The 23040-nt window shown below is 68.6% G+C and carries 14 protein-coding genes and 1 pseudogene; 7 read left to right on the plus strand and 8 right to left on the minus strand.

From position 1 onward, the window contains the following. Positions 1-1131: 1131 nt before the first annotated feature. The 3 genes and pseudogenes from AB0637_RS23515 to AB0637_RS23525 form a co-directional block, all read right to left on the minus strand. The gene (locus AB0637_RS23515) at positions 1132-1881 is read right to left on the minus strand and encodes a glycosyltransferase (protein WP_366175139.1); all 750 of its coding nucleotides are present in this window, start codon (positions 1879-1881) and stop codon (positions 1132-1134) included. 427 nt (positions 1882-2308) lie between these two features. Beyond that, positions 2309-3523, minus strand: a complete 1215-nt coding sequence (locus tag AB0637_RS23520; RefSeq protein ID WP_366175140.1) for an MFS transporter — start codon at positions 3521-3523, stop codon at positions 2309-2311. 352 nt (positions 3524-3875) lie between these two features. Beyond that, a pseudogene (locus AB0637_RS23525) lies at positions 3876-4687 on the minus strand (IS3 family transposase); the annotation flags it as partial. Positions 4688-4725: 38 nt separating this feature from the next. On the opposite strand from AB0637_RS23525, the gene AB0637_RS23530 reads away from it, so the two are divergent. The 4 genes from AB0637_RS23530 (at position 4726) to AB0637_RS23545 (ending at position 9272) form a co-directional block, all read left to right on the plus strand. Then, complete coding sequence (locus tag AB0637_RS23530; protein ID WP_366175141.1) at positions 4726-5766, plus strand: LacI family DNA-binding transcriptional regulator; 1041 nt, start codon at positions 4726-4728, stop codon at positions 5764-5766. A gap of 131 nt (positions 5767-5897) precedes the next feature. After that, complete coding sequence (locus AB0637_RS23535; RefSeq protein WP_366175142.1) at positions 5898-6113, plus strand: hypothetical protein; 216 nt, start codon at positions 5898-5900, stop codon at positions 6111-6113. A 1-nt stretch (position 6114) separates the two neighbouring features. Beyond that, on the plus strand, positions 6115-7611 hold the full coding sequence (locus tag AB0637_RS23540; protein WP_366175143.1) for a sodium:solute symporter family protein: 1497 nt from the start codon (positions 6115-6117) through the stop codon (positions 7609-7611). After that, positions 7608-9272 (plus strand): amidohydrolase, encoded by a 1665-nt coding sequence (locus AB0637_RS23545; protein ID WP_366175144.1) that lies wholly within the window; start codon positions 7608-7610, stop codon positions 9270-9272. The genes AB0637_RS23540 and AB0637_RS23545 overlap by 4 nt, the downstream gene beginning before the upstream one ends. Positions 9273-9694: 422 nt before the next feature. Here the strand turns inward: AB0637_RS23545 and AB0637_RS23550 are convergent, their stop codons facing one another. The 3 genes from AB0637_RS23550 to AB0637_RS23560 all read right to left on the minus strand — a co-directional run bounded on the left by AB0637_RS23550 (position 9695) and on the right by AB0637_RS23560 (position 14136). Beyond that, positions 9695-10480, minus strand: coding sequence for an SDR family NAD(P)-dependent oxidoreductase (locus AB0637_RS23550; RefSeq protein ID WP_366175145.1), 786 nt, complete (start codon positions 10478-10480; stop codon positions 9695-9697). A 512-nt stretch (positions 10481-10992) separates the two neighbouring features. After that, entirely contained in the window at positions 10993-12387 is a 1395-nt protein-coding gene (locus AB0637_RS23555) for an APC family permease (protein WP_366175146.1), read from the minus strand. Between the two features lie 129 nt (positions 12388-12516). After that, positions 12517-14136: an amidohydrolase gene (locus AB0637_RS23560; RefSeq protein WP_366175147.1), complete on the minus strand. Its 1620-nt coding sequence runs from the start codon at positions 14134-14136 to the stop codon at positions 12517-12519. Between the two features lie 247 nt (positions 14137-14383). On the opposite strand from AB0637_RS23560, the gene AB0637_RS23565 reads away from it, so the two are divergent. Next, positions 14384-15082, plus strand: coding sequence for a GntR family transcriptional regulator (locus tag AB0637_RS23565; RefSeq protein WP_366175148.1), 699 nt, complete (start codon positions 14384-14386; stop codon positions 15080-15082). Positions 15083-15190: 108 nt separating this feature from the next. Here the strand turns inward: AB0637_RS23565 and AB0637_RS23570 are convergent, their stop codons facing one another. Together AB0637_RS23570 and AB0637_RS23575 are read right to left on the minus strand one after the other, a co-directional pair. Further along, entirely contained in the window at positions 15191-16558 is a 1368-nt protein-coding gene (locus AB0637_RS23570; RefSeq protein ID WP_366175150.1) for an NAD-dependent succinate-semialdehyde dehydrogenase, read from the minus strand. An 80-nt stretch (positions 16559-16638) separates the two neighbouring features. Then, the gene (locus tag AB0637_RS23575; RefSeq protein ID WP_366175151.1) at positions 16639-17976 is read right to left on the minus strand and encodes an aspartate aminotransferase family protein; all 1338 of its coding nucleotides are present in this window, start codon (positions 17974-17976) and stop codon (positions 16639-16641) included. Between the two features lie 89 nt (positions 17977-18065). Between AB0637_RS23575 and AB0637_RS23580 the strand changes: the two genes are divergently transcribed. Both AB0637_RS23580 and AB0637_RS23585 read left to right on the plus strand, forming a co-directional pair. Then, positions 18066-19175, plus strand: a complete 1110-nt coding sequence (locus AB0637_RS23580; RefSeq protein ID WP_366175152.1) for a phosphotransferase — start codon at positions 18066-18068, stop codon at positions 19173-19175. A 5-nt stretch (positions 19176-19180) separates the two neighbouring features. Further along, entirely contained in the window at positions 19181-22093 is a 2913-nt protein-coding gene (locus AB0637_RS23585) for an aminotransferase (protein ID WP_366175153.1), read from the plus strand. Positions 22094-23040: the final 947 nt, after the last annotated feature.

Raw genomic sequence — 23040 nt, forward strand, 5'->3', positions numbered from 1 at the left:
GCTGGTCCCGCTCGGCCTCGGTGAGCTGGATCTCTGGTGGTTTCGGTCCGCGTACGCGTGCCATCGCCCCAGCTTACGAAGCCGACAAGGAATTAACGACTCACGACACTAGCTCCTTGTTGTGCTCGCCAAGCCCGAGGAGGGGGGACTCTCAGATCTTGGTGCCCGCGTACGACGTCAGACCTGATGCGTGAAGAGTGACTATGACGCTGGTCACTGGATCCTTCAATACGCATAAATGCGTAGGTGCAGATGCAGGCTCGCTGCCCCACGCCCGGCACCTCCTGGGCCCGGTCACTGCGTAGCCGGTCTCCAACTCCCAGAACGCACCGCCGACGCGGTACGGCGTAGACCGGCTCGACGTGTAGCGGTAGTGCGCTGCGCAGCCAGGCGAGGAAGCCAATGAAGTCCTTCAAGCTAATCTACTTCCAGTCGCCGGTGCGTGGCTGCAGGAACGTCCACCACAGCTGCAAGGCCTGGGTATAGGACTTGACCGTGTTGGCGAATCCGTTCTGGCGCAGCAGTTCCAGGTAAGACTCGACGACGAGTACGGGAAGGTGGTCGGCGCCCAGGACCGTCCAGGTCCGTTCCCCAGCTGGCAGCTGTATCGGTTGCATACGTGCCACTGCGCCACGCTCCTCTACGTGTTGTGGCGGTGACTGTCGTCGTGAGGAGGCCTGGTGGTCTACTACACGCCGAGCCCCTCCCTGCCGGGCTGAGGTGAGTGACGCAGTACAGATCGACTCACTGCGGTAGGGCGAGAAGCGAGACACCTCCTGTGACCCTGAGACTGTCCGACGTGGACAGCACCGACCGCCCCGACCCGCGCGAGCCCGGCGAGTCGACCGCGTCGGAGCCAGCAGTCGTCGCCACTTGTCCTGCTGGACGCCTTACCAACCTCTGCTGGCACCTCCTCGGCTAACACTTCGGCGAGGTCGGCGACGATCTCCGCCTCCTCTTCTTGAGCTCGCGCAACGGGCTCCATCGACGGAGCGTGGGCGCGGCGGTCAAGGACGCCGACGGCGAGCAACGCGACGAGCAGACGACCGTCTCGGCGACGGCCTAGACGACCGGGCGGTCGGGCCGGTGCGATGCGCCCGCGTTGACGGCCTGAGAGGCGGGGGTCACGGGTCAGTGGGTCAAGGGGCGCAGGACGTCCTGCAGGCGGCGCCGGCCCAGGGCCCGCGCCACGTCCCGGAACTGCGCGGCTCGGTGCAGCTGTCCGCGCAGGTCCGTGCCCGAGACGCGATGGTGCAGACGGCACGGCACCTCGCGGACGCGGAACCCCGCTCGCATCAGATCGATTGTCAGGGCCGTCTCCACCGCCCAGCCGGGCGCCAGCGGCAGCGCGGCCTCGAACGCGGCGCGCGTCAGACAGCGCATCCCCGACAGCGGTTGTTCCGGGGACCAGCCGGTCGCGGCGACGGTGCCGCGCCGGGCCAGGCCCACGACGAACCCGTGCCCGCCGCCGGGGATCACCGGCCGGGGCAGGATCGCGATGGTCATGTCGGCCTCGCCGGCCAGCACGGGAACGGTGAGTGGTGCCGTCTCGACGGCGCTGTCGGCGAGGTCGGCGTCGACGAGGAGCAGCGGCCGGGGCTGCACGCCGTGCCGGGGCCGGGCGCGTTCCCAGTCCGCGACAGCGCGCGCCCCGGTCTGAATCGCGGCGGCCTTGCCCCGGTTGCGGTGGTGGGCGACGACGACGGCGCCGGCGTCGCGGGCGACCTTCGACGTGAGGTCGGTGGAGCCGTCGTCCACGACCACGACGACGTCCACGATGGCCAGTCCGGTGACGGCGCGGACGGTGGCGGCGATGCGGTCCTGCTCGTCCTTGGCCGGGATGACGACCGCGACGGTCGAGGACGGATGCAGCGCAGGCATGCCGCGAGGCTAGCGCAGGCGCACGGCGAGGACCGTGACGTCGTTGTCATCGGCGTCGGATGGCAGCGAACTCGAGCAGGTCGGCCGGGGTCGTCGTCGAAGTTCTTTCACCTGTTCAACCAGCACCGGCCCCACGCCGCTCTTGCAGGCCGACCGCCGGCCGCCGATCAGCCGTGTCAGCAACCTCTGTGCTCAGCGCACCTAATCTCGATCTTTCCGGGGAGCCTGACCCGGGACGATGACGCGGGTCGCACATGCGGCGAAGTGCCTGCCCTACAGGTGATCATGTTGCTGGGCGAAGGCACCCTGAAACAGGGCGCGCTAGGCGCCGCTGAGTACGCCTGCGTCGGCTCGCTCCCGGCTGACAGCGAGGGTCGTCGCGTTCTCCTCATCGACGACGTTGACTGGTTGAGTCCGAGCATCACAGTTAGCACTGAGTCGATTCTGCTCGCCCGGGGTCCGGTGAGGGTCTGCGTACCCATCCTGCGAAACACGCAGAGACCGCAACCAGGACCAGGACGAGCAGGATCGCGACGCGGAGGCCGACGTGCTGACCGATGAAGCCGAGTATTGGCGGGCCCACGAGGAACGCGGCGTACCCTGCGGTAGCGACGGCGCTGACTCTGCGAGCTGCGCCCTCTGGGTTGTCCCCGGCCGCCGATAGGGCGACGGGGAAACCGAGGGCCGCGCCCAGCCCCCACAGAACGACACCGATGCCGGCGCCGTAGATGGTCGGGGCGAAAGCGACGAGACCAATGCCGACGACAGCGAACCCCGCCGAGACACGCAATACCGGCGTGCGACCGTAGCAGTCTAGGAACCGGCCTCCGCAGAACCTGCCGAGCGCCATAGACGCGCCGAAGAGGGCGTAGAGGAGTGATCCTGTTGTTGCAGACAACCCGAAACCATCCACCACGATGAGTGGGAGCCAGTCGTTCGCCGAACCCTCTGCGAAGGCCATCCCTAGGACGATGACGCCGATCGCCACCGTCCGTCCTTCCCTCCAGACCGCCGCCGATCCCCGCAAGCTGTCACGGATGCCCTGATCAGCGGGCCCCCGTGACTCTCGCCCAGTGGCATGAGGCAGGTTGCGCACGAGCCAAACGGTGCTGCCCGCAGTCAGCACCGCTACCGCCACGAGGTGCGCCATCACGGGGAACCCCGAACCGTTCGCGAGCAGACCCAAGACGGCGCCCACGCACAGACCTGCGCTGTAGCTGCCGTGCAAGCTTGGTACGACAGTCGTGTTCGTGACGGCCTCGATGGCCACCCCTTCCACGTTGAAGGCGATCTCCCCGGCCCCCATGCCGAAGCCGACGACGGCCAGACCCAAGGTGACGAGCCACGCTTGCCCGGTGCTGGCTCCGGCGGCGATGACGAGTGTCCCGACGACCACCGCCGTGAGCGAGGCGGCGATGCAGGCACGGGCGCCGGATCGCGCGACGAACCCACCTCCCGCTGCAATGCCCACCATAGAGCCGACGGACAGGCCTGCTATGACGATGCCCATGTCTGCCGTGGTTGCGTGGGTCAGATCTCGAATTGACGGGGTTCGCGAGACCCAAGTGGCCATCGTGAGGCCGGTGCAGGCGAACGCAGCGGTGACAGCAGCGCGCCACCGCGTGGTGGTGGGGGGAGACATGAACCCTCTCCGGAGGTGTGTGGTCGGATAATGTCCGGCTTCGGAGCTGTTCCGTAGGACATGGTGACTTCGTCTTTCGCGGCACTAGCGCTCTTCATGTCGACGCTACCAGCGTTCAAAGTCCCTGCCCTGGCGGGGGTGTGAGATGAACCTTGATGGATTTACGGGGCATTGAGAGCCGAGAGCCCCGGTCATCCGGGGTAGTGATGGAGGGGTCTGCCTCCGCTCGGGTTGACTCTTTGACGTGCCCCACTCGTTGGTTCCCCACCCTGTTGTGCTCCACCCTTGGTTCCCCACCCCTTGGTGACCCACTGCGGTGTGAACATCGAGCGGGGACGGATGCCTCGTGGCGCAGTTCATGCGCGAGAGGACTGGCGTAGTCGAGTCGGGAGTGAGGGCGCTGACGGTTGGAGAAGATCTCGATGTAGTGGATGATCACGTTCATCAGCTCGACTGGTCCACCACGTCTTCCGGTTCAGTATCTTGATCTGCACGCTGGACCAGAACGATTCCATCATCGCGTTGTCACAGTTGTCCCCGATGGTTCCGAACGACGGTATCAACCCCGTGTCCCGCAGCCTTCTTGGTGAACGCCCACGAGGTGAGTCGAACATCGTGGTCCGCGTGGACGATGCCACCGGCCGGTGGGTTGCGCTTCTTGAGGGCGATGTTGAGGGCGATGTTGAGGGCGATGTTGAGGGCGTTGACGACGAGGGTGGGGTCCTGGGCGGTGTCGGTGGACCAGCCAATGATCCGCCGGGAGAACGTGTCCCTCACCACGCAGCAGGACACCTTGCCTTCCCGGGTGGGATGCGCTCGATGTCGGTGACCCACAACTCGCGGGATGAGAGCCGGTGGAACGTACGCTGCACCAGATCATCCGCGGTGGCGATGCCACTGAGACGTTTGGCCCTCGCCGGCCCGGGAAGTCCAGCGATGTCAGCGGGGCTCATCAGCACCGCGACGAGACGTTCGCTGACCCGCGCACCCATGGCCTGGGGGGTCCGACGTGGACATCCAGACGACACAGCGGGATCCATAGGCTTGGCGGGAGTCGGTATGGACCTCGCGGATCAGGCCCGTGAGCCATTCCTGGCGCATCGTCGCGGCTGCGACGGGGCGGTGCTGGTAACGGTAGTAGCCGTGGCTGCTGACCCCCAGCAGGTGAACAAGCACCCGCGGCCGCCCAGACGGGTCCGTACGTGGGTGTCGGCGCGACCGTGGGTGTGTCGATGCGACCGCGGATATGCGCCTACGATCGCGGCGTGCCGAAGCGCGTCACAATCGTCGACTTGGCAGGGGAGCTGGGCCTGTCCAAGTCCCTGGTCGCGAACGCTTTGCACGGGTACGGCCGGGTGTCGCCGGAGACGCGGGAACGCGTGGTGTCGGCGGCCCGTCGGATGGGGTACACACCCAACCAGCAGGCGCGGAACCTGCGGGCGCTCCGGTCGGGGTCGATCGGCGTCTTGATGCCTCCCGGTGTGCGGAGCTTCGCCTTCTACATGGAGTTCACCTTCGGGGTCCTCGACCGCGCTGCGGAGCGTGAGACCGACGTCGTGCTACTCGCGCGATCGCCGGAGGCGCTAGGCAAGCGCCTCGACGTCGACGGGGCCGTCGTCGTCGACCCCGTCGCCGGGGACAAGATGGTCGAGACGCTGGTCAGGGCGCAGGTCCCGCTGGTCTCGGCCGGCCGGGTCCTCGGTCAGGAGGACGCCGCCTCCGTCGTCGAGATCGACCACACCCGCCTCGTCGCGGACATCCTAGATCGCCTACGCGCCCAAGGGATTCAGCGGCCGGCCCTCATCTGCGCGGACCGCACCCTGGACACGGCGTGGAGTCGCGACATCCGCGAGTCCTACCTGTCGTGGACGCGCCGGCGAGACGTTGCGCCGCTGTACCGGCCCGTCAGTCCGGACGTAGACACCCCGACCATCGCAGCGGCGGCCGCAGATCTCGTCGACAGGGGGGCAGATGCCCTGCTGACGGGTCCACAGGGCTTCGCCGCGCGGCTCCTGCCGATGCTCCGCCAGCGTGGGTTGTCGGTTCCGGATTTCCCGCTCGTCTCCCTCGTCGCCGATCCCCAGACCGAGCTGGCCGACCCTCGACTCACGGCGGTGGACCTCGCACCACGCGCCTTCGGGTGGGCCGTTACCGACGTCCTCTTCGCAACGTTGGACGGTGAGCAGCCCGAACGGACGGTCCAGCACCCCTGGACGCTTCGCTGGGCCGACCCGCCGGCCTGATCCGCTGGATCCGCTTGATCGCTGCGCGAGGTCTTGACGAGCCCCGGGAGAAGGGCCAGTCTCTCCACACGCCGTGCTGGAACCTTCCAGCACCAGAACGTCGGCGCCTCACTGACGAGAGGTAGGCCCTTGTGAGCACCACCCCGAGAGAACGACTCCACACACGGTGGGTCCGGTCCGTCGTCATCGCCGACTTCGTCCTGCTCCTGTTCCCGCCGTTGCAGTGGGCCTTCAGCCACGGCGACCCCGTCGCGAGCACGCTCTGGTCGGTCGGCAGCGCCGCCGTCGTCACCGCCACGCTCCCGCTGCTGCGGCGCTTGTCGCGCACCGAACGACAGGAGGGCTGAGATGGACATGGTCATCGGCTACGGCGGGGTGTTCGTCCTCATCGTGCTCGTCCTCGTTGTCCTGGAGCGCAGTCGTCGCTCGGCGGACTCCTTCAGTGAGTACGCGACCGGAGGGCGCTCGTTCGGCAGCGCCTACTCCACGATGGCGTTCCTCAACACCTGGCTGCCCGGGACGATCTTCATCTCCTTCGCCGGCTACGCCGCCTCGGGCGGGATCACCGGGTTCTACTTCGTCCCGTACTCCCTCCTGGCCACGGTTTTGATGTTCCTGCTGGCCCGCCCGGTGAACGTCTGGGGTTCTCGCCTGGACCTGCGGACGCAGGCGGACCTCCTGGGGGCCCGCTACGACTCCCGCGCCGTCCAGGTCACAGCGGCGGTCATCGGCCTCATCGCCTCCTTCCCCTGGGTCGTCCTCGGGATGCAGTCCCTCGGTCTGGTGTTCTCCTCCCTCTCCTTCGGATCGGTTTCCGCGACAACCGCGGTCGTCATCGGCGTCGTCGTCCTGGCCATCCGTCAGGTGTGGACGGTGCGCTTTGGAGCGCGCGGCGTGATCATCAGCGACATGGTCCAGGGGATCGTGGCTTACGGGCTTGGAACCCTGATCGCCGTCGGCCTCCTGGTATGGCTCGTCACCCACGGCCACGGGCTGGGGGACGCCGGCGCTACCGCCTTCACCGTGCCCGGACCGGGTAGCGCAGCCGGCCCGCTGTACCTGTTCAGCATCACCGTCACCGGAGCCCTCGGCGGCTGGTGCTGGCCGGACATCTTCGTGCGCTTGTTCGCTTCACGGTCCGTGTCGACGATTCAGACCGCGGCCGTGCAGGCGGCGCCGATCCTGCTGGTGTTCGGAACAGCCCTGACGCTCATGGCTGTCGCGGCGTCCACGTTGCCTGGGGTCGCAGCGGCGCCTGACGCGGTCTGGTTCACCGCGGCCGGGGTCGGGGGCGTCCTGGTCGTCACCCTGGCCGGCGTCTGCGTCGTGGCGGCGACGATGGGCAACGTCGGCGCCAACCTGCAGGCCCTTGGGGCTCAGGTCGCCAACGACGTCTACGGTCCGTTGCGTGCCGGGCGGGTCAACAACCCGCGCATCGGTCAGGTCACCGTGGCCGTCATCACTGTCCTGGGCGCGGCCTGCGCGCTGGCGACGGCCTCCTCGACCCACCTGATCATCCTGGCGCTCATCTCCTACCAGGGGATCGTGCAGTTGGCGCCGACCCTGTTCTTCGGCATCTTCTGGCGGCGGGGGACCTCACGAGCCGCCGTCGCCTCGATGGTGACCGGTTTCGTCCTCGCGGCCCTCCTGCAGGGGTTCTTCCCCGACTCCGTCCCCGCTCTCGGCGGCCTGACCTCCGGCGTCGTCGCCGCCGTCGTGAACACCGTCGTGTACGTCATCGTGTCGCTGGCGGTACCAGCCAGACCGCAGGAGGCGCAACGGGTCTCCGAACTCTTCGATATGGTCCGAGAACACCGCGCCGCCGCCAAGGAGGTGGTTCGGTGAACGGCGTCCAGACGCTCCCGACCGTGCTGCTGACCGCTGACCAAATAGTAACGATGGATCCAGACAGGCCTCACGCGCAGGCCGTGCTCGTGCGGGACGGTCGGATCGTCGAGATCGGCGATCGCGAGGACGCCGAGCGGTGGCGGGGATCTGTGGACGAGGTGTACGACTTTGGCGCCGCGACGGTGACGCCGGGGCTCGTCGACAACCACTCCCACCCGCTCATGGGATTGCGTGCCTGCCGGGGGATTGACCTGGGATGCGTCGGATCGCTCGACGAGCTCGCCGAGGCCCTCCGCCGTGGTGCCTCCGCGGCGCCCGCGGGCGTCGCGCCGGGCGGGTGGGTCCGTGGCTGGAACCTGAGCCCCCGCGCCTACGCCGGTACCGCGCCCGACGCCGAGTTCCTCGAGGCCGTGTTGCCGGGCCGTCCGGTCCTGGTGAAGACGTTCGACTTCCACACCGCGTTCGCCTCGCGCAGCGTATTGCAGGCTGCTGGTGTCACCGGCCCGGTGCAGTTTCCGTCCCGGGCGCGGGTGGTCTGCGACGAGGCGGGTCGGCCCACCGGGGTCTTGGAGGAGATGGAAGCCGTTGCGCACGTGGAGGACCGGGGCCCGCAGGTCGACCTGGCGCAGGAGGCAGATGACCTCTTGACCCTGTTGCAAGACATGGCGCGTTCGGGGCTGACGCTCGTGCACTCCCTGCTCATGCAGCACGACGAACTCCACGTCCTGCGACGCCTGGAGGAACGAGTAGACCTACCGCTGCGCTACCGGGTCGCTCCTGTCTGCGCCCCCGACTCCGGACCGGAGGAGCTTCTGGAACTGGTTCACCTCCAAGCCGAGCACGGGCGCCGTTGGGCTGTGGAGGGCGTGAAGTTCTTCCTGGACGGCACCATCGACAACGGGACGGCCTGGTTGGCCGAACCCGACACCCACGGTCAGTCGGTCCATTCGTCGTGGAGGTCGCTGGACGCCTTTGAGCAAGCGGCCACCACGCTGGCGGGTCTCGGCATCCCGTTGTACGTCCACGCCATCGGGGACGCAGCGGTGACCTGTGCGATCGACGTACTCGGTCAGGTCGGACCCCCCACCCGCGGAACCCATCGGATCGAGCATCTGGAAGTGCTCTCCCCCCAAGACGCCGGGCGCCTCGCGACGTCTGGGGTGGCCGCGAGCATCCAGCCGGCCCACTGCTGTTCCAGCGTCACCGAGCAGGGTGCGGACAACTGGTCTCGGCGGCTGGGGGAGCAGCGCCGGAGGCGGGGTTTCGTGCAGCTCGAGGTGCTCCGTGCTGGTGGCCTCGTGACCCTGAGCTCCGACTGGCCGATCGGCCCCTTCGACCCCCGCGAGATCCTAGCGATCGCCGAGCTGCGAAGGCTGCCGGGCAACGTGGACCAGGAACCCGTCCGGCCTGCGCAGGCCATCAGCCGGTTGGAGGCGCTGAGCGGGATGACCGTGGCACCTGCCCGCGCTGCGGGTCGCGACGACGGAGTCGTGCGACCGGGATCCCCCGCAACGTTCACGGTCTTCGATGGTGATGTCCTAACCGTCCCGGCCGATGACCTGCCGTCGATCGCGGTCGTGGCCACCTTCATGGATGGCGAACTCCTCAAGCTGACTGCTGCCGAGGACTCCGAGCCGCAGGTCGCCCGGTCGTCGTGATCCCGCACCGCCGGCCGTCCCACCCCACCGCAGGAAGCACCGTGATGTTGACGCTGGTGCGGGTGCAGTTCTCCGCCGTATCGACGCAAACCTTCCGAAGAGCCGTGTCGACGCATCCCTTCCGCGGACGTGCGGTGGTGCTGGACGGTCGCCATCTCCTCAGCTGCTGGGCGGGGTGCTCTATGGGCGGCGGCGATCAACGAGAGCTCGTCAGGGGATGACGCGGGGAATGCGTGAAGCGGCGCCTCCTGGCGGCGCAGCACGTTAAAGACGTGATCTCAACGTTAAACGTGATCTCAACGTTGAAGACGTGATCTCAACGTTGAAGACGGGATCTCAACGTTGAAGACGTCGTCCCCGACAGGCCCGCCGCCAGGAGCTGTCCAACCACGTGGGCGTGGCCTGTCGCGCTCACCGCAATCTCACCGCAGTCTCGCCGCACCTCGTTCTTCGGCAATGGAGTTCCCGCCATCCACCACGAGGACCTGACCGGTGAGGTACGACGCCGCCGGGGAAGCCAGGTAGGCCACGAGTGCGGCGACCTCCTCCGGTCGGCCTGGACGCCCCATGGGCGTGGCGCGCCCCAGCTCGACTTCCTTCTGTGAGGACGAGCCCGTCTCGATCCAGCCCGGGGCGACGGCGTTGCAGGTGATACCGCGATGCGCCAGGTCGACCGCTAGCGAACGGGTCAGGCCGACGGTGGCGGCCTTGGCGGCGTGATACGCCGCGTCCCCGGTGTAGGCCATGACGGGGCCGGATACCGAGGACACCGTCACGACCCGTCCCGTCTGTGCGGGCAGGTGGGGCAGGGCGGCGCGCGTGACGAGGAACGTGGTGTCGAGGTTGCGCGACATCCCCGCCCGCCAGGTCTGAAGAGTCGTGGACTCCAGCGGGGTAGGTTCCTCAGCCCCCGACACCGAGGTCATACCGGCGTTGTTCACCAGGACGTCGAGGCGACCGAAGCTGTCCAGCGCGTGCTGCGCGAGGGCCGCGGCTATCGCTGGATCGGTCAGGTCCCCAACGAACCCCTCAGCCGTAGCACCATCCTGGCGAAGTTCGGTGACGCGGTCGTAGATACGGGAGGTGGTGGACGCGATGAGCACCGTGAAGTTGAGGGCGAGGAGCCGTGCACAGGCAAAGCCGATGCCGGTGCGGCTGCCTGCGCCCGTGATGAGGGCGACCGGACTGTCCGAGGGTGACCTGGTCATGTTTACTTTCTCGACTCGACGTTCATGCGGGATGGCAGCGTGGAGGGGGCGCACGATCGGTGCGAAGGGTCATTCCAGCTCATGGAACCGGATGTGGACGAACCCCGCCTCGGGGCGGGCAGGCCGGCGACGACGGTTCTGGTCAGCCACTCGTGCTGCAGCGCATCGGTCTGGAACTGCGCCGGCGTCAGGTGCCAGAGCTCACCCCGTCGACAGGTTCACCGGTGTCGACGCGGGCCTTGACCTGCGGTGCAGCGACCGAGAGGCCGCGGTTGCTGCTGTCGACGATGTTCCTGATGTCGATGACCAAGCCCGTGTCAGCCTGGAGTATGCCGTAGGCGGTAGGCGTCCAGTTTCATGCCGCCAGCGCGGATGAGGGACCAGTCGCCCCCGGGTGCGAGGACCGTCCTTCACAGGCGCGGACCCTTGACGGTGCCGCAGGTGATGGGCGCGAACCCGAGCTCCTCGTGCTTGCCGCGGCGGAGCGGCGGGTCCGGTCGCGCGAGCCTTGTTCAGGCGAGCGTCTCGACCGCGGGGGTCCCTTTCTCGGAGAAGTCCATGGCCGGGGGCTGACGGCGAAACCCGCGGGTCTGCACGGCGAGGTAGACCGTACCCAGCAGAACCCAAGCCAGCCCGACGACGAACGCCGTGGCGGTGAGCGACGTCCACAGCCACACCGTCAGCAGAAAGCCGACTGCGGGCAGCACGCCATAGCGGACCCAGTCGCGGGCCGCCGGCTTCTCACGACCCTCCTTCGGGAACAGGTGGGTTCGGACGACGGAGAGGTTCACCATCGAGAACGCCGACAATGCACCGAAGGAAATCAACGTGGCCGCCACGTTCAGCGTCAGCACGAGGGCGAGGAGGGAAACGATCGACACGGCGACCGCGGCCACCCATGGGGTACCGAAGCGGGCGTGCAGTCGCCCGAAGATCCTGGGCAGGATGCCGTCGCGGCCCATTGCGAAGATGATCCGGGACACGCTGACCTGCGTTGTCATTCCAGAACCGAACGCACCGACCACGTACACGGCAACGAAGAAGGACGTCAGGAACGTGCCGCCGACCTTCGCCATCAGGTCGACGCCCGCGGAGTCGAGGTCGGTGAAGGCGTGCCAGTCGGGGAAGACCAGCGAACCAAGCCACGCCACGACGATGAAGATGGCGCCGCCGACAAGGGTGGTGAGCAGGATTGCCTTCGGGATGGTGCGCCGGGGGTCCTTCGCCTCCTCCGACAGCGTGGACACCGCGTCGAAGCCCAGGAACGACAGCGCGAGGACGGCAGCGCCGGCGAAGACCGGCCCCAGGCCGCCTCCGCCGGGCAGGAACGGTTCGAGGAGACCGGGTGCCCCTTCCTGGGAGCTCGTCAGCAAGGTCTTGATCGCCAGGGCGGAGAACACCACGACCAGCAGGACCGAGAGTGCGACGATCACGGTGTTCAGCTTGCTGACCAGGGTGATGCCGAGGACGTTGCACACCAGCACCAGCAGCAGGGCCGCGAGGGTGAAGACCCACTGGGGTATCTCCGGGAACTGGGTGTTCAGGTAGAGGCCGATGAGCAGGAAGTTGATCATCGGCAAGAACAGGTAGTCGAGCATCAGGGTCCAGCCGGTCAGGAAACCGACGTGACCGCCGAAGGCCTGCTGCGCGTAGGTGTACGCGGAACCGGAGACGGGGTAGCGACGCGACATCGCGCCGTAGCTCAGCGCCGTGAACAGCATCGCCACGAGTGCGACGCCGTACGCGGCCGGTAGGTGGTTGTCCGTCGACGCGGCCACGATGCCGTACGTCGTGTACACGGCCACGGGGGCGAGGTAGGTGAGGCCGAACAGCACGAGGGACGTCAGCCCGAGTGTTCGCTTCAGCTGGGGCCGAGCGGGTGCGGCGGCAGGGGCGGGATTGTTCACGGTGCGGACCTCTCGTCGGGAGCTGAGCCACGAGGTGGATCGTCGTGGGTCCGGAGGGAGCAGAAGGCGAGGAGCAGACGGTGAGGAGCAGAGGAGCGAGTACGCGGTGTAAGAGGTGTCGCCGTGCCGTCAGGCGCGCCGTAGACCGTCGACCCACGTCCCGAGGACGCGAACGTCGCGGAGGGCGTGCGGCTCGACGGTGCGCGGGTCGCGGTCGAGCCACACCAGGTCACGAACGGATGGGTCGGCGTCGGCGAAGGCCTGGTGGGCGACGCCGGCGGAGTAGGCCTGCAGCGCGTCCTCGAGCGGGATGCGCTCGCCCGGGATCCACCCCGTCTCCGGTGTCTGGTCCGCGGTCTGCCGCGTCACCGCCGTCGCCACGCCGGGGCGCCAGTCGTTACTACTGACCGGCCAGTCGCTGCCGAAGGAGACGCTCCCGGCCTCCAGTAGGGTGCGGATCGGGTACTGCGTCATCGCGCGCTCGGGTCCCAGGCGCGGCAACGTCAGGTGGACCATGGGCGGGTCCAGTTGCGCCCAGAGCGGCTCGAAGTTCGCGATGACGCCGAGGCGTTCGAAGCGCGGTACGTCCTGGGGATCCACGAGCTGGACGTGGGCGATGACCGGCCTACGATCGCGCGGTCCGTTTCGTGCCTCGACGGTCTCGATGACGTCCAACGCTGTGCGGCACGCGGCGTCGCCGATCGTGTGCAGGTGGAGCTGGAACCCGAGCCGGTCGAACTCGACGGCGGCTGCGATCAGTTCCTCCAAGCCCCAGTTGGGCAGGCCCCGCTCACCGGGGACGTCGGAGTAGTCCGCGAGCATCGCCGCGGTGTGGTTCTCGATGATGCCGTCCACGAAGAACTTCACTGTGGAGGCTGTGAGCAATGGGTCGTCGTTGTCCTCCACGCGGCGGCGGGACTCCGCGAAGCCGACGACCTGTTCTCGCCAGCGCAGCGGGTCCGCGCGCAACGCCAGGTTGACCCGTGTGGACAGCAGCTGACGCGCCGAGGCGTCCAGGTAGGCCTCGAGGTCCGCGGGTTCGACCCAGGCGTCCTGGACCCAGGCGATCCCCAGACCGGCGTACCCGGCCGTAGCGACGCGCAGGGCCTGGACGCGCTCTTCGTGGGTGCGTCCCGGCTCCACCGGCTGCAGCAGGTCCACTGCCCCCCACTCCTGCAGCGTCCCGAGCGGACTGCCGTCCGCGCGGCGCGGGATCCTCCCCAACGCAGGCTCCGGAGTCTCGGCGCTGATGCCGGCTCGGCGCAACGCCTCGGAGTTCACCCACATGGTGTGGTAGTCCCAGGAGCGCAAGACAACCGGCCGGTCGGGAACCGCCACGTCGAGCCACTGGGCGTCGAAGAGGCCCTCCGGCGCCAGCGTCGCCTCGTAGCTGGCGCCGTAGATCCACTCCGGCTCCGGGTGCTCCTCCGCCCAGGCCCGCACCCGCGCGACGATCTGCTCGACGGAGGTGCACGAGCGCAGCTGCGGCCCGATCCCTTCCAGGCCCCCCATCACCGGGTGGGCGTGGCCGTCGCCGAACGCGGGGGCGAGGACCCCGCCCGCGAGGTCGACGACCTCGTCCACCGACGCGCGCAGCGCCTCGGCCTCCGGGCCGGTCGCGACGAGGCGGCCGTCCGCGACCACCGCGGCATCGGAGGTTCGAGCATCTGTGCCGTAACCGTCGAGGACAGTTCCGTTGACGAAGAGGGTGGTCCCCATTTTATCGCGGGGAGAGTCCTGGGTGTCCATGTGCCGTTGCGCCCCTGTCCACGCTCGTGTCTTGGTCCTCGCCCGCGTCCCCGTGATCGACCACGGGATCGCACGGCCGGGATCACGGGCTCAACTCGCTCGAGTGGAGCGATGCTAGCAGCGCATTGGTGACCAATCCAGGGTTACGCCGAATCGAATACGAGACGTACTTTCGATCTTCTACGAGCCATCACCTCGCGGGTGTCGCTGGCGTCCGCTGCGGGCCGGGTGGGACAATGGGGTAACCATGGACACCCCCGGACAACTCGCGACCGCGCTGCGCGAGGAGATCCTCGCGCTCAAGTACGCCCCTGACGAGCCGCTGCGGGAGATCGCGCTCGCGGAGCGCTTCGCGGCGTCGCGGCGCTCGGTGAGGGAGGCGCTGGCGCGCCTGGCGAGCGAGGGGATTGTCTCCCGGGAGATCAACCGCGGCGCGCGGGTCCGCCGCCTCGACACTGCCGACGTGGTGGATCTCTACCGTGTGCGCCGCCTGCTTGAGATCGAGGGGGCGTCCGCCTGCGCCTCTGCGTCTGAGGAGGCGCTCGAGGAAGTCCAGGCCGCCTTCGACCGACTGGCGCAGACTGCGCGGGCCGATCAGGACTCCTTGTCACACGCCGTGGCGGACACAGCGTTCCACGCGTCGGTCATTGCCCTCGCCGCCAGCCCGCGCCTCGACCAGATCTCCGACCAGATCCTCGTAGAGATGACCTACGCCATCCGACTCCTGCACCGGGACGAGGTCGAAGGCGCCATCAGTGCCGCCCAGGTGGTCCGGGACCACGCCCGCATCCTTGAGTCCGTCCGGGCGCGCGCTCCGGAGGCGGCGGTGGTGGCCGTGGAGGAGCACATCTTCGAGAACAGTGCCCGGCTGCTACGGCTGGTCGAACCTGTACCGCAGGAGTCGCGGTCGGTTGTCTCCGCCCGCACGGGGGTACGAGCCGTCTGAGCCGTGATGCCTGTCATTGCCTCCAACGGCGTCGCGGCGGTTGGCTTCCGCGCGGCGGGTACCGGCTCGGGGCGAGTCCTCTGACCCTGAGCCGGCACCGCCCGACGGTCAGCCTCCGATGCGGATGAGCTTCTTGTTCACGAACTCTTCGGCGCCGAACCGACCCAGCTCGCGGCCCGAGCCCGAGCGCTTCACACCGCCGAACGGCAACTCGGCGCCGTCGGCAAGCACGACATTGACGTAGACCATGCCGGCCTCGATCTGCTCGGCCACCCGCAGGGCCTGCTCCTGGTCGGTCGTGTAGACGTAGGACCCCAGGCCGTAGGGGGTGTCGTTGGCGATGCGCACCGCGTCCGCCTCGTCGCTGGCGCGGAAAACTTGTGCCACCGGACCGAAGAACTCCTCCTGTGAGGCGGGGTTGTCCGGACTCACGTCGGTCAGCACCGTCGTTGCGAAGAACGCGCCCACCCGGCTACCTCCGTGTGCCAGCGTCGCGCCGGCCGCGACGGCTCGGCGCACCTGGTCCTCGAGTCTGTCGGCCGCCCGTAGCGACGACAGCGGCCCGAGAGCGCAGTCCGCGCGGGTCGGGTCAGAGGCCTCCACCTCGGCGAGCTTGGCCGTGAACCTGGACAGGAACGCGTCGTAGAGCTCCTCCACGACGACGAATCGTTTGGCGGCGTTGCACGACTGGCCGCTGTTGTCCAGACGCGCCTCGACCGCGTCGTGCACGGTCGCGTCGAGGTCGTCGGTCGACAGGAGGACGAAGGGGTCCGACCCGCCGAGTTCGAGCACGACCTTCTTGAGGTTCCGGCCCGCGATCTCGGCGACCCTTGCCCCCGCGCGGTCGGAGCCGGTCAGTGAGACGCCCTGGACGCGCGGATCGGCGACGATCCTCTCGACCTGCTCGTGGGAGGCGCGGACGTCGACGTAGGCACCCGCGGGGAACCCGGCGTCGGCGAAGACCTGCTCGATCGCGGCGGCGGATTCGGGGCACTGCTCCGAGTGCTTCAGGAGGATAGTGTTTCCGATGACCAGGTTTGGTCCGGCGAAGCGGGCGACCTGGTAGTACGGGAAGTTCCACGGCATGATGCCGAGCAGCGTTCCCAGCCCCGACCGGCGGATGATCGCCGTGCCGGTGCCGCTGACCAGGTCGACGGCCTCGTCCTCGACGAACCCGGGGCCGTGGTCGGCGTAGTAGCGATAGATCGCGCCGGCGAAGTCGACCTCGGCGAGAGCCTGCTCGACCGGCTTGCCCATCTCGCGCACGATGAGCTCGGCCAGCTCGCTGCGGCGTTCGAGGTGCAGTTCCCCGACGCGGCGCAGCAGGTCTGCTCGCTCCTGTGCTGAGGTGCTCCGCGACCACGTTCGGTAGGTGGTGTCGGCGCTCACCAGGGCCTGCTCCAGGTCCCCGTCGGTGATGGTCTCGTAGGTCCGGAGGGTCTCTCCCGTAGCGGGATCGGTTACGGCGTAGATCATGGTCTCCTCGTTCGGTCGCGGGTTCTCGTCGGGCAGGGCGGACGTCAGGGCGGACGTCAGGGCGGACGTCAGAGTAGATGTCAGGGTGAGGTTCGGGTCACGCGGACGGACTCGTCGAACGCCTCGAGCAGGCGCGGGAGCTCGTTGCTGGACAACGTCAGGGGCGGTCGCACCTTGAGGACGTTGTCGTACCTCCCCGACGCGCTGATGAGGACTCGCCGTTGGCGCATGGCGTCGACGATCGCCGCCGCCCGGGCGGCGTCCGGCGCCAGCGTCTCGGGGTCGCGGACCAGTTCGACCGCGATGAAGAGCCCAGCGTGGCGCACGTCGGCGATCCCGGGGTCACCGGCGGCTGCCCCGCTCATTCCGAGGGCTGCCTCCGCGCCGGTCGTGGTGGCGTTGTGCAGCAGGTCCAGGCCGGTGATCTCGTCCAGGACGGCGGAGGCGGCGGCGATGCTGACGGGGTTGCCTCCGAAGGTGTTGAAGTAGCGCACATCGCGGCCGAAGGCCTCCATGAGGTCCGCCCGTCCGACCACGGCGGAGATCGGTATCCCGTTGCCCATGGGTTTGCCGAGGACGACCAGGTCCGGGCGAAGAGCGTGCCGCTCGAAACCCCACCAGCCGCCAGTGCGCCCGAATCCGGACTGCACCTCGTCGGCGATCCACAGGGCCCCCGCGTCGCGGACCACCTCGGCCGCCGGCCCGAGCATCCCCGGGGGATCGGTCTGGAGCCCATCGCTGGAGAGGATCGAGTCGACGATGGCCGCTGCCGGCTGGTGTCCACGGCGCCGGAGCTCATCGATGCCGCGCGTGATCCGCGCGGCAAACTCCCGTGCTGTCGTCGCGGGGTCGTGCCTGAGGGTGTCGGGTGCCTCGACCAGGACGACGTTGTCGGGGATGGGGTTGTTCGTTCCCAGGCTGGGGGAGACGGCGGCGGCGGCCTGTGTCGTGCCGTGGTAGGCGTGCGCGGTCGCGATGATGCCCGTCCGACCCGTCGTGTGCCCTGCGATGCGCAGCGCGAGGTCGACCGCTTCGCTTCCTGTGCAGGCGAAGACCACTTGTTCCAGGTGCGGGGGGAACAGGGCCAGCAGTCGTTCAGCGTAGTCCACGACGTCGTCGGTCAGGTAGCGGGTGTGGGTGTTCAGGACCGAGAGTTGCTGGGCCACGCGTTCTTGCACCCGGGGGTTGGAGTGCCCCACGACTGGGACGTTGTTGTAGGCGTCGAGGTAGTCGAGCCCGTTGCGGTCGTAGAGGAGGACGCCTTCGCTGCGGACGAGGTGGACGGGTTCTCGGTAGAAGAGCCGGTAGGGGGCTCCGAGGACACGCTGGCGACGTTCGAGCAGTGCTCGGTCTTCGGGGGCAAGTGACTCGCTCGCCGTCGGGTCGAAGCTGTTCACCATGTGCATCTGACGTGTCACGGCTCTCCACCTGTCCTTGATTGGTGACCAATCTAGTCGTAGTGTGGCTGACGGTCCACTGCTGCCACCAGCCCGAGGCGAGACAACCCATGACGACCCCCACGTTGCCGCTCGACTTGTCGAGCCGCGAGATCCGCGACGTCGTCGGCGACTTCTACGGGCTGCGCCCGGTGGCGGTGACGGCGCTCGACAGCGAACTGTCCGCGGTCGCCGAACTGGACCTCGGGTCGACCCGCGGTGTCTTCAAGGCCGTCCGGTACTCGCCCGTCGATCTCGACCTCGCTCGGTGGCGTGTGGGAGCGGTGGAGCACCTCTACCGCGCCGGTGTGCCCGTGGGGCGGACATTCCGAAACCGCGACGGAGAGCTCGTCAGCGTCGTGACGACGGGCTCGGGCCCGGTGATCGCCCACGTGAGCGAATGGCTGCTCGGCGTCCCTCTGGAGGACACCGAAGCGACCCCCGCCCTGCTCGCCCACGTGGGGGAGACGGCGGCGGCGGTCGCTCGGGGTCTGGAGTCCTGGCCCGAGCCACCGAGCGAGGTGTCGCACCTATGGGACCTGGTGCGGACGTCTGAGACCTTGGCGGAAGCCTCGCCGTGGGTCAGCGATCCCCGCACTCGGGAGGTGGTGCAGTCCGCGGCCTCCCGCTTCGCCGAGACCGTCGAACCGGTGATCCTGACGCTGCCCCGGGCCACGGTCCACCACGACCTGCACGACTCCAACCTGCTGACAGACCCGGTTGCCGGCGTTGTCAGTGGAGTGCTGGACTTCGGTGACATGGTCGAAGGACCGCGGGTGGCCGAACTCGCCGTCGCCGCCGCCTACGCCAGCCGAGGCGCAGCGGACCCGACCCGCGCCTTCCTGCAGGTCGCGCAGGGCTGGGGGCGAAACGTCCAGCTCAGCGACGCCGAGATCGGTGTCGTCTTCGACGCGGGCATCGCCCGGCTCGCGGTGAACGCGGCGGTGTGGGCCTCGCGCCGCGACACGGGGCGGGCCGGATACGCCCACGCCCGCTCCCAGAGGTCAACCTCTGCCCTGACGGCCCTGCTTGGTGCCGACAGGGCGCGGGTCGACTCAGAACTGCGCCAGCGCCTGGGGTCGGGCAAGGGTGCTGCAGCAGCGCCGGCCCAGCCGCCCGGAGCGGTGGAACCGTCCTCCTCCGACACCGAGCGCGGCTCCGCCGCTCTGGAAGGGAACTGACCGTGATGGATGCTCCGACGACGAACGGCTGGCTCCTGGCACGACCCGAGATCGACGCCGAGCAGGTCCGCGACCTCGCGTGGGCTGCGTTCCGCGTGGAGGGTGAGGTGAGAGAACTCGGCAGCCAGCAGGACCGGAACTTCCTCTTCACCCCACCCACCGGACGCGGCGCCCTCGTGAAGGTGAACCACCCGACTGTCTCGGAGGAGGCGATCTCGCTACAGGTCGCCATCTCGGATCGTTACCGCGAGGTCGGGCTGTCGACGCCGCAAGTGCTGAGCACGGTCGATGGCGACCGGAGCGTGACCGTCGAGGTGGAGGGCGGTGCCACGGCGCGGGTCGTGGCGTTCGCAGCGGTCACGGGTGAGACCCTCGCCGACGTCGTTCAGGTGGACGGAGCGCTGGCCGAAGAGCTGGGCGTGCTGGCTGCGCGTTCCGTCCTCGCGCTGCAGAACCTCGACCACCCCGGTGCCGACCGAAAGATCCAGTGGGAACTCACCCACGCCCTCGAAGTCGTCGAACGCCTCGCCGCCGACCTGCCGCCCGACCGACGCCAGAGCTGCCGCGACGCAGCGGCAGCTGCGATGAGCCGGATCCAGGAGCTGGGCGACCTCCCACGCCAGGTCGTCCACGGCGACCTGAACTGCGACAACATCATGCGCGACGGCCAGGGCACGGACTGGATCGTCGACCTCGGTGACGCGGCCAGGTCCTGGCGCGTCGCGGAGATCGCCATGGTCGCAGCCGACGTCCTCGGGCGCAGCGGGGACCTCGCCCTCGTCTCCCGTGCGGTCCGGGGCTATGCAGCCACGGCCCCCCTCAGCGACGACGAGATCGACGCCGTGTGGCCACTGGTCGTGCTCCGGGGGGCCGTACTGGCGGTTAGCGGCTGGAGCCAACTGCGCATCGACCCCGACAACGCCTACGCGCGCGAACGGATCGAGCACGAGTGGACCGTCTTCGAGCGTGCCGCGTCGTATGACCACCGCGAGGCGACGGCTCAGCTGCGCCTCGCGGCCGGGCGCCCCCACCACCGCGGCGGCGACTACGCCCCGGTCCTGGCTGGCGTGGGTGGTGCGCAGATCGTCGACCTCGGGATCCGCAGCCGCGCACTGGACCGCGGCCGGTGGACCTCTGATTCGGCGGAACTCGACCTGGCGCGGGCCGCGCTCGAGGACAGACCGGTCGCGGTCATGCGCTTCGGGGAGACCCGGCTCAGCCGGACCTCGAGCGACACCGCCTCCCCGGCCGCCACCAAATCCCGCGTCGTCGACCTCTGGACCCGCCCGGGCACGGCCGTCCACGCTCCCTTCAGCGGCGCTGTGACCGTCGGGGACGGCCACGTCGAGCTTTCCGACGCCGGTGTCACGCTCCGCCTCGACGGGGTCGCCGCGCAGGAGGACCGCGACCGGGACGCCGTGCAGGGCGAGGTCCTGGGCCGGGTCGTGCCCGCCGGTTCCGGCGTGGGCCGGGTCCGCGTCACCCGCAGGATGCTCGGCGCCCAGGCGTCACCTCCCTTCGGCGCCCCGGGGGAGGAGTTCGAGACGGAAGGCGGAGCCGACCCGTCCGTCATCGTCGGCACCGCGTCCGCGCCGGACCCGATCGTGCACCTGCGCCGGGAACGCAAGCGGCGCGACCGCGCCATGGTGGGCGCGGCCGAGCGCTACTACCGGCAGCCGCCGCAGATCGAGCGCGGGTGGAACACGCTCCTCATCGACACCGAGGGACGCGCGTACCTTGACATGGTGAACAACGTGACGGCGATCGGGCACTCCCACCCCCGCTTCGCCGACCGCGTAGGCCGTCAGCTCGAACTCCTCAACACCAACTCTCGGTTCCTCTACGAGGCCTACGCCGACTTCGTGGACAGCCTCCTCGAACGCTCACCAGACCCGTCGCTCGACACGGTGATCCCCGTGAACAGCGGGTCCGAGGCGGTCGACCTCGCGATCCGCCTCGCCCAGGTCGCGACGGGCCGGAAGGACGTCATCGCCGTCCGTGAGGGTTACCACGGGTGGACGATGGCTGCCGACTCCGTCAGCACCTCGGCGTTCGACAACCCGGACGCACTCGCTTCACGACCTGACTGGGTCCACCTCGTGGACGCGCCCAACCCCTACCGTGGAACTCATCGCGGCCACGATTCCGGTCCGGCCTACGTGCAGCAGGTTGCCGACCTCACCGCGCAGCTGGTGCAGCAGGGACGGACTCCCGCTGCCTTCATCTGCGAACCGGTGCTCGGCAACGCCGGTGGCGTCGTCCCACCCGACGGGTACCTGGCCGGCGCCTACGACGCACTGCGCGCCCACGGGGGGCTCGCGATCGCCGACGAGGTGCAGGTCGGCTACGGGCGCCTGGGGAGGGCATTCTGGGGGTCGGCGATGCAGGGCGCCGTGCCCGACATCATCACCGTCGCCAAGGCCGCAGGTAACGCCTACCCGATCGGGGCGGTCATCACCCGACGGGAGATCGTCGAAGCCCTCCAGAAGGAGGGGATGTTCTTCTCATCGGCCGGCGGGGCACCCGCCAGCGCCATCGCCGCGGCGACCGTCCTGGACGTCATCCGCGACGAAGGTCTGCAGGAGAACGCTCTGCGGGTCGGGACCCACCTCATCACCCAGGTCGAACGGCTCGCGAAGAAACACCCGATCATCGGTACCGTCCACGGCAGCGGGCTCTACCTGGGCGTCGAACTCGTCCGCGACCGCGAGACTCTGGAGCCTGCGGCACAGGAAACGGTGTGGGTCTGCGAGCGTCTCCTCGAGCTGGGTATTGTCATGCAGGCCACGTCCGAGCGGCAGAACGTTCTCAAGGTGAAGCCGCCGCTGACGCTCAACGTCGCAGAAGCCGATGCGTTCGTCGCTGCTCTGGACACTGCCCTGACGGAGGTCGGGAACCCCGCAATCATCGCCCGGTGAAGTCCTGCAAGTAGTCGACCGCCATCGGATACCGACTCGTGGTTAAGGCTTTTCGTCGACAGGGCGGTAGCCGAGCCTTCGACCGTCGCAGTCTGCGATTGACCGGATCGAGTGTCGCGAACGCCGAGGTTTTAGGTGGCGCGTAAGTTGTCGGCGTGCTCGAGTAGCGCACCTGATGATCCAGAGCCCCGCGGTGCTATTGGTCGATGCGATCTCGAGGGCCCGGTCTCTTTATCTCATCTCGATCTACTTGCTGGGCACCGTGAACACCTCGAGTCTGCTGCAGATCAGGTAACCAGAGGGTGGGGCGCGCGGGATCGTTCGCACCGCACGGTGGCGGTTCCTGCGCTTGTCGCGGGACTGGCCTTGGTCTGACGTCGTCCTAGCCGGCCACCGCCGCCTCGCCGCTCTCAGTCCCTGACCCTCATTCATGTCTCGACGCCCGGAGCTTCGGAAGCCGCGCGCCGACGCGGGACTACTGCATGCCCACGGCCAAAGCACCAGATGGGAGCCCATCGAGAGCCTCAGCCGTCGCTTCACGAAAGATCGAGGCTAGTACTGCAACGAAACTTGCGGTGGTCGGTGTCCGCGACGGCGACAGTGGCAGACACGGGCCTGGTGCTGGCGCCGCCGTCTGCAGGTAGACCAGTTCCCGACGTGTTCGACAGCGTGGTGGGCAAGGAGAACCTGTTTGGTCAGGACGCGTCGGATCGCCGGTAGGGTGCATGCACTCGCACTCGCACTCGCGCCCGCGCGAACCCGCCCGCGATCCGTGCATGCACCCCGACCAAGCTCCGCCAGAGCCGTATTCACCACCGCAACAGCACCATCGAGCACAAGTGCCTTGAAGTACTAGTGTCGTGAGTCGTTAATTCCTTGTCGGCTTAGTAAGCTGGGGCGATGGCACGCGTACGCGGACCGAAACCACCAGAGATCCAGCTCACCGA

The organism is Kineococcus sp. NPDC059986 (assembly GCF_040702905.1).
Classification (GTDB): domain Bacteria; phylum Actinomycetota; class Actinomycetes; order Actinomycetales; family Kineococcaceae; genus Kineococcus.